The 16,279-nt window shown below is 43.2% G+C and carries 13 protein-coding genes; 3 read left to right on the top strand and 10 right to left on the bottom strand.

Annotated features, from left to right (window positions below; all coding sequences use genetic code 11):
- Positions 1–19: 19 nt before the first annotated feature.
- The 4 genes from GSF04_RS19005 to GSF04_RS19020 form a co-directional block, all read right to left on the bottom strand.
- A complete protein-coding gene (locus GSF04_RS19005; RefSeq protein ID WP_211858395.1) occupies positions 20–1,051 on the bottom strand; it encodes an ABC transporter ATP-binding protein in 1,032 nt (343 codons plus the stop codon).
- Positions 1,051–2,682, bottom strand: coding sequence for an iron ABC transporter permease (locus tag GSF04_RS19010; protein WP_211858397.1), 1,632 nt, complete (start codon positions 2,680–2,682; stop codon positions 1,051–1,053). The genes GSF04_RS19005 and GSF04_RS19010 overlap by 1 nt, the downstream gene beginning before the upstream one ends.
- Positions 2,682–3,635, bottom strand: a complete 954-nt coding sequence (locus tag GSF04_RS19015) for a Fe(3+) ABC transporter substrate-binding protein (RefSeq protein ID WP_249122506.1) — start codon at positions 3,633–3,635, stop codon at positions 2,682–2,684. Before GSF04_RS19015 ends, GSF04_RS19010 begins: the two co-directional genes overlap by 1 nt.
- Positions 3,636–5,027: 1,392 nt before the next feature.
- A complete protein-coding gene (locus GSF04_RS19020; protein WP_039493793.1) occupies positions 5,028–5,693 on the bottom strand; it encodes a DTW domain-containing protein in 666 nt (221 codons plus the stop codon).
- 137 nt (positions 5,694–5,830) lie between these two features.
- Here GSF04_RS19020 and GSF04_RS19025 point away from each other — a divergent pair, with 137 nt between their 5' ends.
- Entirely contained in the window at positions 5,831–6,373 is a 543-nt protein-coding gene (locus tag GSF04_RS19025) for a GNAT family N-acetyltransferase (RefSeq protein WP_211858401.1), read from the top strand.
- Positions 6,374–6,424: 51 nt separating this feature from the next.
- Here GSF04_RS19025 and GSF04_RS19030 read toward each other — a convergent pair whose 3' ends face one another.
- The 3 genes from GSF04_RS19030 to zntR form a co-directional block, all read right to left on the bottom strand.
- The gene (locus GSF04_RS19030) at positions 6,425–7,519 is read right to left on the bottom strand and encodes a 1-acyl-sn-glycerol-3-phosphate acyltransferase (RefSeq protein WP_039493796.1); all 1,095 of its coding nucleotides are present in this window, start codon (positions 7,517–7,519) and stop codon (positions 6,425–6,427) included.
- Positions 7,520–7,686: 167 nt separating this feature from the next.
- On the bottom strand, positions 7,687–8,961 hold the full coding sequence (locus GSF04_RS19035) for an SO_0444 family Cu/Zn efflux transporter (RefSeq protein ID WP_211858406.1): 1,275 nt from the start codon (positions 8,959–8,961) through the stop codon (positions 7,687–7,689).
- The gene (gene zntR / locus GSF04_RS19040; protein WP_010606066.1) at positions 8,954–9,361 is read right to left on the bottom strand and encodes a Zn(2+)-responsive transcriptional regulator; all 408 of its coding nucleotides are present in this window, start codon (positions 9,359–9,361) and stop codon (positions 8,954–8,956) included. The genes GSF04_RS19035 and zntR overlap by 8 nt, the downstream gene beginning before the upstream one ends.
- Positions 9,362–9,452: 91 nt before the next feature.
- Between zntR and GSF04_RS19045 the strand changes: the two genes are divergently transcribed.
- Together GSF04_RS19045 and GSF04_RS19050 are read left to right on the top strand one after the other, a co-directional pair.
- Positions 9,453–10,400 (top strand): D-2-hydroxyacid dehydrogenase, encoded by a 948-nt coding sequence (locus tag GSF04_RS19045; RefSeq protein WP_211858407.1) that lies wholly within the window; start codon positions 9,453–9,455, stop codon positions 10,398–10,400.
- Between the two features lie 197 nt (positions 10,401–10,597).
- Positions 10,598–10,978 carry a DUF3192 domain-containing protein gene (locus GSF04_RS19050; RefSeq protein WP_010372325.1) on the top strand — a complete coding sequence of 127 codons (381 nt, stop codon included), beginning with the start codon at positions 10,598–10,600 and terminating at the stop codon, positions 10,976–10,978.
- A 130-nt stretch (positions 10,979–11,108) separates the two neighbouring features.
- Here GSF04_RS19050 and GSF04_RS19055 read toward each other — a convergent pair whose 3' ends face one another.
- From GSF04_RS19055 to GSF04_RS19065, 3 genes are all read right to left on the bottom strand, one after another.
- Positions 11,109–11,498, bottom strand: coding sequence for a hypothetical protein (locus GSF04_RS19055; RefSeq protein ID WP_017216428.1), 390 nt, complete (start codon positions 11,496–11,498; stop codon positions 11,109–11,111).
- 140 nt (positions 11,499–11,638) lie between these two features.
- Positions 11,639–12,541 carry a diguanylate cyclase gene (locus tag GSF04_RS19060; protein ID WP_039493801.1) on the bottom strand — a complete coding sequence of 301 codons (903 nt, stop codon included), beginning with the start codon at positions 12,539–12,541 and terminating at the stop codon, positions 11,639–11,641.
- Positions 12,542–12,550: 9 nt separating this feature from the next.
- Complete coding sequence (locus GSF04_RS19065; RefSeq protein WP_249122417.1) at positions 12,551–16,192, bottom strand: response regulator; 3,642 nt, start codon at positions 16,190–16,192, stop codon at positions 12,551–12,553.
- Between the last annotated feature and the right edge of the window lie 87 nt (positions 16,193–16,279).

Below are 16,279 nucleotides of genomic sequence, written 5' to 3' on the forward strand. Positions count from 1 at the left end.
TGCGTTTATTCATTTGCTATTAAGAAAAGAAATTTACAGCATGTGCCTTAATTTTTAAAGAGATTGGTTGATTTAAGTCGAGCGGTTCATGCGCTGGATGCGGGACTTCGAGCTCTTGTCCCTCTAATGCAACACGGTAAATATACTCTGTTCCCATAAAGCGCTGATTGAGTATTTTAACGCTGCCAAGCTCGGCGTTTTCTAACGTAATGTGCTGTGGCCTCACATACATTTCGCCCTTCGCGTCGATATTACCGAGCTCAACGAGTGATTTTACGGCACCAAATTGGGTTTCTACCGAAGCGCCATTCACTCGCTGTGCAGGAATATAAATTCCCTGACCCAAAAACTCGGCAACCATTTTGCTCTTTGGTCGTTGGAATAACGTTCTCGGCTCGCCCACTTGTGCGATCTTCCCTTTATCCATAATTGCCAACCGATCGGCAAAAGCAAAAGCTTCTTCTTTCGAGTGACTAACAAAAATCGCGGAAACTTGCTGATCTTTGATTATACGGCGAATATCGTTAATTAACTGAAACCGCACTTGAGCATCTATATTTGAAAACGGCTCATCAAGCAGCAACAGATTTGGCTTGTATGCCAGTGCTCGCGCGATTGCGACACGTTGTTGTTGGCCACCTGAAAGCTCGTGTGGAAAGCGGTCGCTATAGTCTTGCAGCTGCACCAAATGGAGCATTTCAGCCACTCGGTCTTGACGTTCACGCTTGCTTTTTGAGGTTAAACCAAACGCCACATTTTGCGCCACAGTGAGGTGTGGGAATAGCGCATAGTCTTGAAACATCATGCCTATATTGCGTTTTTGTGGAGGTACAAAAGTGCCATGACCATTCATGGCTTTGCCTAAAATACTCACCGAGCCTTGAAATGGTTCAATCAAGCCCGCTATCGCCTTCAGCGTGGTCGTTTTACCGCAGCCACTGGCACCAAGCAAACAAACAATCTCGTTTTGTTCTACGGTCAGATTTAGGCTATCCACAACGGCTTCACCGTCATAGCGATAAGAGAGATTTTCAAGCACTAAACTATGCATTAACTTCGCTGCTCCATAGAACGGTTTACAACATAAAGCGGGATTAAACCAACCAACACAATAAATAACGCAGAGACAGAGGCCAGCTCCAGCTGCTCATCACTCACATATTGGAAAACATGTGTTGCCAGTGTTTCATAATTAAAGGGTCGTAATAACAATGCCGCTGGAAGTTCTTTCATACACTCAATAAAAACCAGCAGTGCTGCGGTTAAAATACCGCGACGCAGCAATGGTAGATGTATTGATAACATGGTTTTGAAACGATTGCGACCCAACGAAAAGCTTGCCATATCTAGACTCGGACTGATCCGCTGATAACTCGATTCGACCGCGCCTTGCGCAATTGCATAAAATCGTACTACGTAAGCAAAAACCAGCGCAAAAATCGTCCCGCTGAACAGCAAGCCTGGCTCAAATGAAGTACCTTCAAGCCAAGTATTTAGCTTGTCGTCTAATAAAGTGAGTGGAATAAGTACTGCAATTGCCAGCACCGTGCCTGGTAGCGCATATCCGGTACTTGCAAGCTTGCCCGGTAGCGTAACACGTTTACCACTGCTAACTCGCTGGTTAAACACCACCAGCATGCTCATGATAATTAATACCACGCTCACCCAAAGCGCTATTTTTAAACTTTGCCACGCATACAAGAAAAAGTCGTCATTCCAAGCTTGTTCAAAATAGTCAATGGCGTAATCTGCAAGCACCCATGTAGGCACGATAAAAGCCGCAATAAGAATAAGCCAACAAAAAGCGCTAGCGAGCCAAGCCTGCGCGCCTTTAAGATGATAAAGCGTGGTACTGTTAACACTCGACTGGCGCTCATGCACTACCTGAGTTGGGCGGCTTACTCGCTCCAGTGTTAGGGCTAAAAATAAAAACAGTAGCATAATGCCTGAAATTTTAGCCGCAGCAGTAAGTGAATAATAACCCAACCAAGTATCGTAAACGGCGGTGGTTAGTGTGCTCACAGCAAAGTAATGTACGGTTGCAAAATCTGCCATGCTTTCCATGGCGATCAGTGCCAGCCCCGCCACAATCGCCCCTCGCGACAAAGGTAAACTTACCTTAAAGAAGCTCTGTGAAGGCGACTTGCCCATCAATTGGCTGGCTTGCACCAGCTTAAACGACTGCTCTCTTAGCGCCGTTCTAAAAATCAAAAACAAATAAGGATAAAGCACCAGTGCAATCATCACGATAGCACCTGACAAAGTGCGAATATCAAAAAACCAATAATCATCTGGAGATTGCCAACCAAACCACTCTCGCAGCGCTATTTGTACAGGCCCTGCATAATCAAGCAAATCGGTATACACGTAAGCAATCAAATAGGTTGGCATCGCTAGGGGTAGCATCAACGACCATTCGAAAAAGCGCCGTCCAGGAAATTCACAATACGCGGTTAGCCAGCCAAGTGGTAACGCGATTAAAGCGCAAAGGATGCATACCCCCACAATCAGCAAAATCGTATTGCGGACATAATCCCACAGAACGGTATCCCAAAGGTGAGCAAAGACTTCAGAGTCAGGTTGTAGCGACTCAAAGATTAAGAACATCAGCGGGACTGATAGGCTAAGCCCTATCAGCCACGCAAAACTCTGCCATTTAGACAGTGAAAATGATAATTGCATTAAAGGTCAAATTTTACCTCATCGATTAGCTTAAGCGCTAACGGACGGTATTTACTGATCTCTGACAATGGTAGGCTGTCTTCCTTAAACTCACCCCAAGATGCCACAAGTTTCGATAACTCGACGCCAGGTTTAACCGGGTATTCCATATTCATCGACGCATACATATTTTGCGCCTTATTGTCGGTCATAAACTCAATGAGTTTCAAGGCATTTTCTGTATTTTTAGCGTGCTTGGTCAAGACAACACCAGAAACGTTGATATGTGAACCACGATCTTGTTGATTTGGGAAGTTGATATATACCGCTTCGGCCCAGGCTTTTTGTTTCTCATCTTCCATCATCTTACCGAAGTAATAGCTGTTTCCGATGGCCAAATCACACAGTCCTTCTTTTACTGCTTTGACTTGTGCACGGTCGTTACCTTGAGGCTTACGAGCTAAGTTTTTCTTCACGCTTTCAAGCCACTCTTTGGTTTTTGCTTCGCCATGATGGGCAATCATAGACGCCACTAAACCAAGGTTATAGGGGTGTTTACCTGAGCGTGTACATATTTTACCGCGGTATTGTTCATCCGCTAGCGCTTCATACGTAAGCGCATCTAATTTGCCTACACGGTCTTTTGCAGAATATACATTGCGCACACGCTTAGTAAGCGCAACCCACTGACCTTCGGGATCTCTGAAGTTCGCTGGGATATTCTTAGTGACGGTTTCGCTGTTAATTGCTTGTGTTAGGTTTTCGTCTTCAAGTTGAATTAGCGCACTGAAGTTTGAGGTGAGTACAAGATCGGCACGACTATGCTTGCCTTCACGCTTAACACGCTCGATTAAGCCTTTTTTTGCAAAAACCACATTGGTCTTGATACCGGTTTGCTTGGTGAAGTCATCCAAAATAGGTTGGATCAGAAAAGGTTGTCTAAACGAGTAGATATTAACTTCCTCTGCAGCCATTGCTGGTAGGCAAGTAAGCGTTGCCAGTATAGTAACAAGTGCTTTTTTCATAAAGACTCCATTAGGTAAACAATAATTATTATCAACTAATTCTACCTGTAATTGTGCCGTTTTACACCCTGAATATTTGAAATTACGCTCAAGATAAAATTAGCGTTGTAGAAAACGGGAGAATTACCTGTGAGATATATCTCACTTAACTACCAGAAATTGAGTAAAGACATGCTGAAATAACACTCAGAATTAAGGTAACCAATTAAAAAATATAAAGTTATTTATTGTTACTAGAAAAAGACGCAAAAAAGATTGAATTTCACTGCTCCCGATTTTTTTTAGTCTGCTTATACTTAACAACATCTCAGGAAGAGAGATAAAGGATACACAGGATACGCTCAGGGCAGGACTTGCTAATGGATAAGCACCCACTTAAAGGAATATAGGGAAAAGCGAGCGAGATTGTATGTCACATGGTGTGATTACATTAAAGGACAGGGATTAAAGGTTCATGATGAATCTAAGGATTGCTTCAGGGGAGAGGCTAAACGTTGAAGGATAACGTTACTGCATTGGATATGCAGGTGGTTAAGGATGAGGAAGGAAGGTACATCGGATGTACTGGTAAAATGTGGCTTAGGAGATGCCAATTGTTGCAATTAACAGTGCAACACCTAGCTTGAAGCAACACGTTCAGGCTACCAAGTGCCAAGGTAAAACAAGGTGATGATTGGCACTGCTATTTTGGAAAGTAGCAAATAGGGACAATTAGAACAAGGGCTTGTTCTTAGCAAGTGGATGGCAATGGATAAGACAGCGGACGTGTAAAAGGAAGATGGACACAGGGCAAGATGCCTTTATTCGCAAAACGAGAACACCAAGCGATGCCATGGAAGAGGAAAGATTCAGGACGTTGAACTACTCAACTTTGCAGGATGCATTTAGAAGATTCCGTAAGCGCGACTCAGCAATGGGTCGCGCGCTTCTTATTTTGTTCCTATCTATCGCGTGATATTACGTTTGTGTTGTCGAGATGTTTGTGTTGTCGAGATAAATCTCGACCTACCACCGTCTTGCTTGCCGTACAGCGTAAACAATTCAGCTTTTTGTCGAGATAAATCTCGACCTACCAACATCTTGCTCGCTGTACCGCGTGAACAATGGTTTTTTGTCGAAATAAATTTCGACCTACCGGCATCTTGCTTGCCGTATTTCGTAAACAACTCAGTTTTTTGTCGAAATAAATTTCAACCTACCATCATCTTGTTGGCCGTGCAGCGTAAACTATGCAGCTTTTTGTCGAGATAAATCTCGACCTACCAACATCTTGCTCGCTGTACTGCGTAAATAATTCAGCTTTTTGTCGAGGTAAACCTCGACCTACAGTTAAGGCTCGGCCTACAGTTTGCTGCGCTTACCCTTTAGGTAAGCGTCTCTGAAGTCGATAAAATGCGCGGTTAATTTATCTGCCGCATCCTGCTCGCCGCATTCGGCAAACAATACACACGCAACTTCTGCCGTACCAAGCTGATGTTCATGCGGCGCGACTCGTAGCTTGTAATCCGAGAGCTTTTCAGGGGCGATGGATAATACAGGTAAATTATCTAGGTAGGGGCTCTTTCTGAACATTTTCTTAGCTTCACGCCATGTGCCATCCAAAAAGATAAATAGTGGTGTTTTATTTTCAGTGCGGGTCACCTTAGTAATTACCCGTTCAGGCTCCACGCCCTGCTCTGGGAAAACAACTATTGGTGCATACTGCTCATCCGAAAGAAGCGCTAATAACGCAGCGTCAGGCTCAGTTCTGTCCCAACGAAAGGCATGATTATCTGGGATCACATCGGCAATCAAGCGTCCGGTGTTAGAGGGCTTAAAGCTTTCATTATGATACATAAGCAAACACACAGCACAGTCTGCTTTGGCCACTTCGACTTTATCACAAATACATAGAGTCGTGGCTAATAAGCAGCATTCACAACGCGCAAGCTTTGATCCCCTTGCCTTATATTCGCGTTGAGCCGCAGCGATTTGACGCTGTCTAAGCGCTAGTACTGAATTATTCACTCTGTTCTCCCTCTAAAAATGCCGGCGTATTTTAGTAAAGCGCTCGGCTGGCGTCTACGCAAACTTATGCAACATCTTTACTCATGACATAAGCTTTTGTACTCTAAAGTTTTATTGGGCTTCATTAGGAGTAAAAAATGCAAGTAAAGGATTCTGCAAGACTGAGTTATCGCCTACTCACCCCACAAGATGCACAGCTACTCGCCGATCTTGATAGCGACCCTGAAGTAATGAAATACATCACAGGCGGTCAGACTAACTCACTTGAAGAAGTAAAAGCCGTATATATTCCACGTTTAACCAAGTTTACCGATGAGGTCAAAGGTTGGGGGCTTTGGGGCTGTTTCGAGCTGCCAAACAAGGCATTTATTGGTTGGATTTTGGTTCGCCCTGCTAACTTCTTTTCAGAACAAAGAAACGATCAGGATTTAGAGCTCGGTTGGCGTTTTAAACAAGCCTCTTGGGGCAAAGGGTTTGCAACAGAGGCCGCACAACATCTTATTCCAGACCTAATAGCAGCAAATCCTACTTTGACACACTTGAGCGCTATCGCTGAAGAAGAGAACCTTGGCTCCATCAATATTATGAAAAAACTTGGGATGAGTTATGTGAAAAAAGGGCTTCACAAAGATATTTTAGGAGATATGGAAGTCGTTTATTATCATAAAGTTCTTAATTAACCGAACAAAAGCGCAACCACTTAACACCACGGTTGCGCATGCTCACTGCTATTAAATGCCTTTGCGACGCAGTGGTTCGGCATACATGCTCAACACCAATTGCTTCAGCTCTTCCGGTACAGACTCTAGTTTAGAGATAAAGTCCTCTTTATCTTCTGGACTCACTTGCGCATCATCGCCTGCTGCTAGATGATTGGTTGAATGCAGATAGTATAAATCTAAAATCTGTTTATCAATGACATTCGCCAGCTCATCTGGGTTTTCAACATCCGCAGTGATAGGGTCGCCAAATGCGATATGCACATGGCCTTTATCTGAACTAAAGCCCTCGACAATGCTAGCAATGTCTTCGCCTTGTGCTTTCACATATTGGCCAAATTGCTTTTTATGGTATAGCTCTTTAGCCTTAGCAACCGCGCATGGCTCATATTGATAGGAGATGGCAACGGGCACTATCCTGAGCTGCTTTACATAATCTGAAAAATCCAGCTTCTGTTTGCGACCATTGAGCTGTAGCATTTTTAACAGTGCCGGATCAGTTTGATCTACTCCATCCTTTGCACGCCCCTCTTTTTGCGCAATCCAAATGGAGTTACCTTCACTCAATGAGTCAGAAATGTAGGCTGAAAGCTGGGTTAATGCTTTTAGCATTTCTTTCGGCGCCTTTGCCGAACGTTTTACAATAAAACTCTTATTAAGACGCATAAGCTCAGTGATATAAGGTACTTGCAGTAAGTTATCACCAATAGCGATACGTACCGTACGCATATCTTGCTGATGCAAACCCCAGTTAACAAGTGCAGGGTCTAATACGATGTCACGGTGATTTGAAATAAATAAATACGAGGTATTCGAGTCTAATGTTTCAAGGCCAGAATAAGTCACTTTAGACGTCGTTTTATTGATTAAAATTTGCAGATAGTACGCCACTTCATCTTGTACTTGTTCAATCGTACAAAAATCTCCCCACTTCTTTTTTAGTTTCATTCTTACGAGTGGGCGTGCAATTGCTGGCCAAGCATTCAACCAAGCTGGCAGGTTATATTTGGCGATCACATCAATAAATTGATCATCACCTAGTAGACGTGCCAATGCTGGCACTACTTCATCATCATTATACGGTCTAATGTCAGCGTATTTATCCACTCTACTTCTCAAATTGTCGGATTAACGAATACTGGAACGCATTCTATCGTGTCAAATAAACAGACGCTAAGCATTTCATGTCTGACCACCAAGGCAATATACCAAGTTGGAACAATACATGCTTAAGCGTCATGCAATTGTAATACGATAAAAAGTACCACAATAGTTTATCTTCTAACAACTTTACCTAATTTGAGTATAGCTAATCTTAGTAACAGTGCTGCTAATAATGCGCCCATTGACACTGTTAACCAATGTGGTAGCACTTCGTGCTCTTCACCTATCATTGGCGTTACCACAAAACCGTAAGTATTAACTAAGTAATCAGTTAAATAGCCAAAGATAAGCGCAACCCCGATAACACCGCCCAAGTAGGCAAACACGGCACGACGCCCTAATTCTTTACCAACCACCCCAATTGTGGCGATGTTAGTTGCAGGGCCTGCGAGCATAAATACCAATACAGCACCGGGTGAAACACCAGCCATTAATAAACCCGCAGCGATTGGAGTTGAAGCGGTGGCGCAAATATACATTGGGATACTGATAAGAATAACCACTAGCATGGCAATAATACCGTCGCCCCACTGAGATAAGAAAGACTCAGGCACAAAGGTTTGCACTAGCGCTGCAAAGAATAAACCGATAAGTAGCCAAACTGCGGTGTCGGACAGTAATTGATTACAGCTGAACTTAACAGCTTCTACAATTTTACCAAAAACCCCTTGGTTTTCAGGTACAGGAGCAGGCTCACAACAACTTGTCGTGGCTGATGCAGAATCGCAACAACTGGTTACGGTAGGCTCCGTAGTATCACAACAAGACATATTCGCCCCTGCCATTGCTAATTGCGGGCCTGCAGGCGCACAGCAGCTTGAGCTTACTTTTACGGTTTCCACTTTAGTACTGGCGCAACAGCTATCATGGCTGTGATGCTTTTCAGCAGGCTTTGGCTCTGAGTGATGATTAGCGTCACAACAATCGCTAGTCGCGCTTGGTTCTTCTGAGGTATTTAGGTGCTTTAGCGCCACAGGCTTATCATCTTTCTCACTACCAACGAGCAACCCAGCCGCAATTGCGCTAACCACAGCCGCAATTGGCCTAATCACCGCCATAAAAGGACCAAGTAGCACATAAGAAACCGAGATAGAATCCACTCCAGTTTCAGGCGTTGAGACTAAAAATGCGGTTGTCGCACTTTTTGAGCCCCCCGCTCTTCTCAGTCCCACCGCAGCAGGAATAACGCCGCAAGAGCAAAGCGGCATAGGCGCCCCAATCAGCGCTGCCTTTATCGTCGTCCAAAAACCTTCTTTCCCTAAATGCTTTTGCAACAAATCTTTTGGAATAAATACATTAAGTAACCCGGCCAATATTAGGCCAAGCAGTAACCACGGGGCAGATACTAAAAATAGCTGCCAAAAATTTACTATTAGTTCATTCATCGATAGCCTCCAAGGCCGTTAAAATCGAGCAGCTCACTGCCGCTTCCTTACCGCCACAGCATTGCTCTGCTAGCGTCGATAACGATTGTTCAAATTTTTGTAACTCAGCGATCCGCGCTCTCACTAAATCCCGTTTAGTGATAGTCAGCGTTTTCACTTCTTCACAACTGTGCTGATGCTTTTCAAACTTTATCTTCAGCAAGTCTTGCACTTCTTTGAGGCTGAACCCCACTTCCTTCGCGCGAAGAATAAATCGCATTTGCTTTTCACTTTGCTCATCAAACAACCGATACCCACCCTCGCTCCTTGTGCAAGGGTGTAGGAGATCGTTTGCTTCATAATACCTTAACGTGTCAGTTGATACGTTAAGCCGCTTTGCCAGCTCACCAATCTTTACCACTTTACACTCCCAAGTCCTGAAGATTATCCTAGTCGACATCACAAGTATAAACCTTAGAGTTAACTCCAAAGTCAAGAAAAGGATAAAAATAATGCAAATCGTGGTATTAGACGCTAAAACCCTTGCAGGAACTGATCTTTCCCCCATTGCCAAACTAGGCACATTAACGTCTTACGGCACCACGCTCAGTGATGACATCATCACACGCTGTAAAGATGCAGCAGTCATCATCACCAATAAAGTACAGTTAACTGAACAAGCAATCGCGGCGTTACCACAATTACAATTGATTTGTGTTGCGGCCACAGGCGTCAACAACATCGACTTAGCAGCTGCAAAAGCCCATCAAATTGCGATAGCCAATGTGGCTGGTTACTCCACCCCTTCTGTAGTGCAGCACACCTTTACTATGCTTGGTAACTTAATGACAAATATTCATCGTTATCAGCAAGACTGCCATGCAGGGCTTTGGCAACAAAGTGACATGTTTTGTCGTTTGGATTACAGCATCAACGAAATTGCAGGCAAAAACTTTGTGATCGTAGGCCATGGAACGTTAGGAGAAGCCGTTGCAAAAGTCGCACAAGCATTTGGAGCTCAGGTAATTGTTGCCGAACGTAGGGGCGTAACTGAGGTTAGAGCAGGACGAATGGCTTTTGAAGAAGCACTGCAGATTGCGGATATTGTATCGATTCACTGCCCGCTTACCGCTGAAACAGAAAACCTGATTTCAAGTGCTGAGTTCGCCCTACTTCCAAATCATGCTTATCTTATCAACACCGCAAGAGGCGGAATAGTCAATGAGCAAGCGCTGGTGGATGCACTAACTAACGAGCAAATAGCTGGTGCTGCTGTGGATGTCCTGACACAAGAGCCGGCACAAGCAAGCAACCCTCTCGTTCAATACCAAGGGGAAAACTTGCTTTTGACACCGCATACGGCATGGGCAAGTAAAGAGGCCATCGAACGTTTAGTCGGCGAAATTGCCATTAATATTGAAAGTTTTGTGGCTGGGACAACGAGAAACCGAGTGGTCTAGATTATTGTTTTAGTGAGTGATATCGCTAAATGTTAGTGAAAATCATCAACTATAAACTGATTAAAAACCAACAACAAACTGATATTTATAAACTTTATTAATTGGCAAAGAGTTTGCAACTCTTGTGATAATTCAAGCAAAAACAAATGGCTGTTTGCATTATTTGCTCAGCAACAAAATTAAAAAGGAAAACAACAATGAAAAAATTAATGTTAGTGGCTGCGCTTAGCTCTACTCTATTATCAGGCTGTATCGTTGCTGTATCCGACGGTGAAGTAGAGCACGGTTGGGCTTCTGAATACAACTCGTCTAACTGGGAACATAAACAGCGTAAAAATCGTGAAAAGATTGCCAACCTTGAAATGGGCGCGTCTTACTCATCAGTAAAAGACATGTTTACAACCCCTGATTTTAGCGAGTTGGTGTCAAAAGACGGCGATAACTATCAAGTGCTGTACTATGCAACCAACAGTAAACACTCAGACGGCAAAGTAACAAAAGATGAGTGCACGCCATTGGTATTCAAAAACAACCAACTGGTTGGCTTTGGCGACAACGCATTAAAGCAAATTCAGTAAGACTTTATCTCACCAAGGATGGTGAATAATCTGAGTAAACTGACGCACAGTTGTGTGTCCAACTCCTTATTTTCTTGTCATCTTAATAAGTTAAAAACAAAACAGAGCCAAACTTTAATAACCCAGCCTATTAAGCTGAACTGTCCTCTGATACCAGCTCATACCTATACTTCCATTCGAAATAGGCAAGCATGATGACAAACATAGCTTCACAAACAATAAAAGCAATACCAATTAGACTTGCAACGTTAAAATACTGAACAACCACTCCAGCGCAGACTAGCGCCCAAAAAAGATTGCCGAACACTAAAAGCTGCAAATGTTTTATGTTCTTCGCTTTTTGAATGGCAAGGCTAAAAGAGTACGCGCCATACAACAGATTTGATAATGCGATAAAGATAATGGTTTGTTCAGGTATATGATAGATCGCACCAATCATTGAGTGGAAAAGCAATACGATTAATCCCACGGATATAGCCGCAATACAATCCACCCAAATTATTTTACGCCGTATATCCATAGAATAAACCTAACACCACACCAAAAGGCACAACATACTCGGTTAAAGATCTATAAAGCATGAGCATAGCCAAGCTTTATGCGGTGCACTTATTGTCTGAATGCAGATATGCTTTCGCTCCTGTATATGGCTTTAGATATTTATAGCGCTTTAATAAATACCGTGCTTTGCTGCTTTTGGGCAACGGCAAGGGCGCTATCGGCCATTTTTATCAGCTCACTAAGCTCACTACTACAGTGATTTTCAATATGAACTGCACCAATGCTAACGCTCACATGCGCACATATCGGTGAAGCAATATGGGGGATTTTTAACGCATTAACCGAGTCGTGCAGCGCTTCTGCTATCTCATTAATTACGTCGATATTATGCTGAGTTAGTACCAACGCAAAACGAGTACCATCAAAACGGCCAATAAATAAAGAACGTCGGGTTGCGCCTTCTTCTAGCGCTTTGGCGACTTTAAATAAACAATCATCACCGTGCATGTAGCCATAATGCTCATTAAACGTTTTAAAATAGTCCACCTCAACCAGCATAACGGTAAACGCACTGCCATCAGCTTTTGCGCTTTCTAATGCTGATTTCATCGCTTCATCTAGATATCTACGATTGGGCAACTCCGTTAAACCATCGATAGAGGCTAGCTTTTCTAGCAGATCATTTTTCTTTTTTATTGCTAAATGGTTTTTGATTCTGGCTTTTACAATCAAAGGGTTAAAGGGTTTAGTAATATAATCCACTGCCCCTAACTCCAAACCTCGTGCTTCATCTTTAAAGCTCACACTACCAGAGATCACGACAACGGGAATACCGTAAGTGCTCGCATCCTTTTTTAGGCACTCTAAAACAGAAAATCCAGCGCCGTCAGCCATTAACACATCTAAAATAATAAGGTCTGGTTTACTTGCTTTTAGTTCATCAATACATAACTTAGTATCAGTGCTATGGGATAACCGATGGCCGTCACCTAATGTATTACTTAGGACCATCTTATTTATTGGGTCATCATCAATAATAAAAATGTGCTCAGCTTGCTGCATCTTATGACGCTACCTTTTTAGCTCGATAAAGCACACCACCTGTGAAAGTGCATTTGTTAACACATCCAAGTCAGTGCGATTTGTTATTGTTGTGATCGTTTTGCTTTGTGTTTCAAGGTCTTTTGCAACTTTCGCTAGTCGCTTAAAGCCCAGACCTGCAGCAGCGCCCTTAATTCCGTGTGCTAACTCGAATAATGCTGAACCTTGCTCTATTTCAGCAACCTGTTCTAGGTAATCATGGCAAAGTTTAGCAAATTTATCTAACATTGTTTGCAAAAACGTTTCATTTTGCATCATTTGTGATAAAGCGAACTCATAATCAAAAAAAGTTTCTTCTGTTTTATCTGACTGGAAAATATTACTTGCCAATGCCTTGCACGCCTGTGTGCTATTAATGGGTTTTACCAAATAATCATTCATGCCAACGGCTGTGGCTTTCGCCCGCTCTTCTTTGCTTGCATTGGCGGTCAAGGCAATAACGGGCAGCTCAGTTTCAGACCACACGGCTCTGATCTGCTTGGTCGCTTGATAGCCATCAATGTTTGGCATATGGATATCCATCAGGATGATGTCGGGTTGCAGTGAGCGGCAAACTTCCTCAATATGTTCGGCGCTTTGTAGCCCTACGGTAGAAATACCATTCTGCTTCAACATATTTTCAGTAATATCTAAATTTAAGTTGTTATCGTCGACCACCAAGCAAAGCGCACCGGCAACCTGCATACACACGTTGTCGACGGTTTGCGTCATATGGGCAAATTCAGCAAGCCAAGTATAAGCTGATTGGTAAAACACACTTTGATTAAGCGCAATATGGTTACTTTGCTCAGGAAACTCCCCTTCACAATGCAGTAGTAATGCGGTATTTCCAGGTAGCGCATAAGCGGGGTCAAGCGCTGCATCTGGTGGAATAACAACAATAGACTTGTCGAGCTGAGCATGCATCCCGTGCAACCGCTCAACAGATAAAGGTTCCGCAAGACCTGCAAAATAGCTTGGTAAGCTATGTGCTTCGGTGATGAGACAGTAAACTTCTTTGTGACTATCCACAACTGGACAAGCGCCTTTATCTAGCTCCAATTCGAAGAAAAAGCAGCTTCCTTCGTTCGGAGTTGAGTTAACAGCAATATCGCCACCTAAGAGTGCAACTTCTTGCTTCACAATCGCAAGCCCCAAACCAATGCCTTCGTGACGACGTGTGAAGCTTTCATCACCTTGGGTAAATGCATCAAAAAGGTGTTCAATTTCTTGCGATTTGATCCCAACTCCAGTGTCCCAAACAGCAAACTTTATGGTTTGTTTTGCAGCTCTATCATTAGCTAACGTTACCTTCAAACCAACCTTACCATGATTGGTATACTTTACGGCGTTACCAAGTAGGTTTACTAAGATTTGCTTTACCTTATCTTCATCACTGTAAAGGTAAGGCCAAACTTGAGGGTCGACCTGTAACTCAAATTCCAAGCCTTTTTGTATACATAAAGGCTTAATCAGTGATTCTATCGTGGTAAATACATGGCAGGTCTGAAATGTCTCGTATTGAATTGTGCCTTGATGACTTTCGACTTTGGCAAACTCTAAAATACTGTTGAGCATGGTAAGCAGCTCGTTTGCAGCCCCAGAAAGCTGCTGCAACTTTTTATTCTGAACTCGAGTCAGCGCCTCACTTTTGATCATATCCGCCAAACCTAATATGGCATTAATTGGCGTTCTAATTTCATGGCTGATATTCGCAATAAAGCGGCTTTTGGCAAGCGTTGCGCGCTCGGCATCTTGCTTCGCTAACAGCAGACCAGTGATATTTTGAATATGGATCACGTAATATTTAGGGCGCTTATTTTTATCCCAAACTAAAGAAATACTCAATTGTAACCAGCGGTGCTTACCCGACTGTGAAATCATGTGTTCAACGACTTTCTTTTGCTCTTTTAATAGCCCAGCCAAGACAGGCTTCAGCTCTTGCCAGTTTTGTTCATCAAACAAGCGTTCCAGCTGCTTTTCTCCGGTATTCTTATCAAGTGATAAGTAACGTTTGGCAGCCTTGTTCATCTCCAAAATTTTACCGCTGATCGCAGCTAGAATAACGCCATTAGGTGCAAACTCAGTCGCTGCCCTAAAGTTTTCTTCAGAGTCTCTTAGGGCATTATATGCCTCTTGTGCGGCAGTAATATCTCTCGCAACCCCCAAACAACCGATGAGCTTTCCAGTTTCCGATTTTAATGGCGTGATAGTCAAAAAGTAGGTATTTGCTCCAAGGACAAAATTAGTTGCCACTTGTTCTTGCGAGCGCTCCATCGCCGCTTCTTGCTCAAGTAATATGGTTAACCCAGATGTCACTTCAGGTTGTGTTTTCGCAACTAAATCCGACTTATCAACCCCCATAAACTCTTCAAACGCGCGATTACAGCCTATGAATGAACCGTCTATATTTTTGAAATAGATAATATCGGGCACAGAGTCAAGCACTGCATTTAGTAAAGCCGCTTGACGCTCTTTTGCCTCAAAGCTTTGCTTTAATGCCTGTTGTTTACGCTTAATTTCGTCGTCTAGTTCTTGGTTATGTTGCTTAAGGGCATGCATTAAGCGAGATTTTTGCTCCACCACCTGTTTGATTTGTATAAACCAAGGTTGCCATTCTGAGGGGATGGGATAATTTAAAGTGGCTTGTGGTGTATGCTCTTGCAAAGATAGGTAATTCACAAAATGCTTTAAAGGTCGGACAAATATTTGTCCGCTTAACCACACAATAGTCACAAAGGTAAAAAGAATAAAAAACAGTAATAGCGCAAGTTCGAGCAAGATCTCCCGCTGTAGCGGAGCGGCAAATTGCTCATAGCTTTCATGATAGTTTAAGCTAATAGGCTCTTTGGCGGGTTTTGCAATAAAGTGCAGTCCGTACTGCCAAGGTGCTGATGAGTTTACAAGCCCATCGTGGTCGTGATCATAGCGTTCCCCCGCGATGATCTCATCACTTTGGTTTTTAAATTCCATCGTACCGTCTAAGGAGCCGATGTTTAACAACCATCTATCAATAATATCGCTATCATAGATCATCAATACATGAGCGTTATCCACCGTTGATAGTTTCTTACCGAGCGCAAACATTTGTCTATCGAAAAACTTCACGGGTGGGCCAACGACTATATTGCCCAAGCTAAAGTCGGGTTCGAACTTACCTTGAACTAGCCGCGTGATAAAATGGCTGCTTGAGGCTTCTCGACGCTTAACATACGCAAAGCCGTCATCTTCTATGTATGCGACCGCATACAATCCACCCTGCAACGCGAGCGCGGCATCAAAAGCGGTATTAAGCGACAATACGGTTTGCCATCGTTTAGTGGCAAAAAGCGCTTCACTGACTTGCCCACGACCAACAATCTCTCCACCATTGTTTGGTAACGCATGATAATAATGTTCAGGGTGTTGCTCTATATCTTCTAACCACTCTGGTGGCTTTTGAAAAGAAATGGGCTGCGCTAGGTTAACGGCGATACTATCAAGAACGACATGTGCAGCATAAAACTCTTGTTTCAGCTGCTGAGAAACATATTCATACTGACCAAAACGTACTTTGTACTGGCGTTCGAGTTTAATTTGATAGAGATGGTAAGCTAAGACGAGGACAAGTAGGATGGGTATTATTACCGCCACTAAAATTCCCTTTCGGTAACTTTTTAGTGGTAAAAATTCTTTTGTCGCATCCATCTACTGGCTCGTTCCCGTTTGCACACAATGTTA

The organism is Pseudoalteromonas sp. A22 (assembly GCF_018141345.1).
Taxonomy (GTDB): domain Bacteria; phylum Pseudomonadota; class Gammaproteobacteria; order Enterobacterales; family Alteromonadaceae; genus Pseudoalteromonas; species Pseudoalteromonas maricaloris.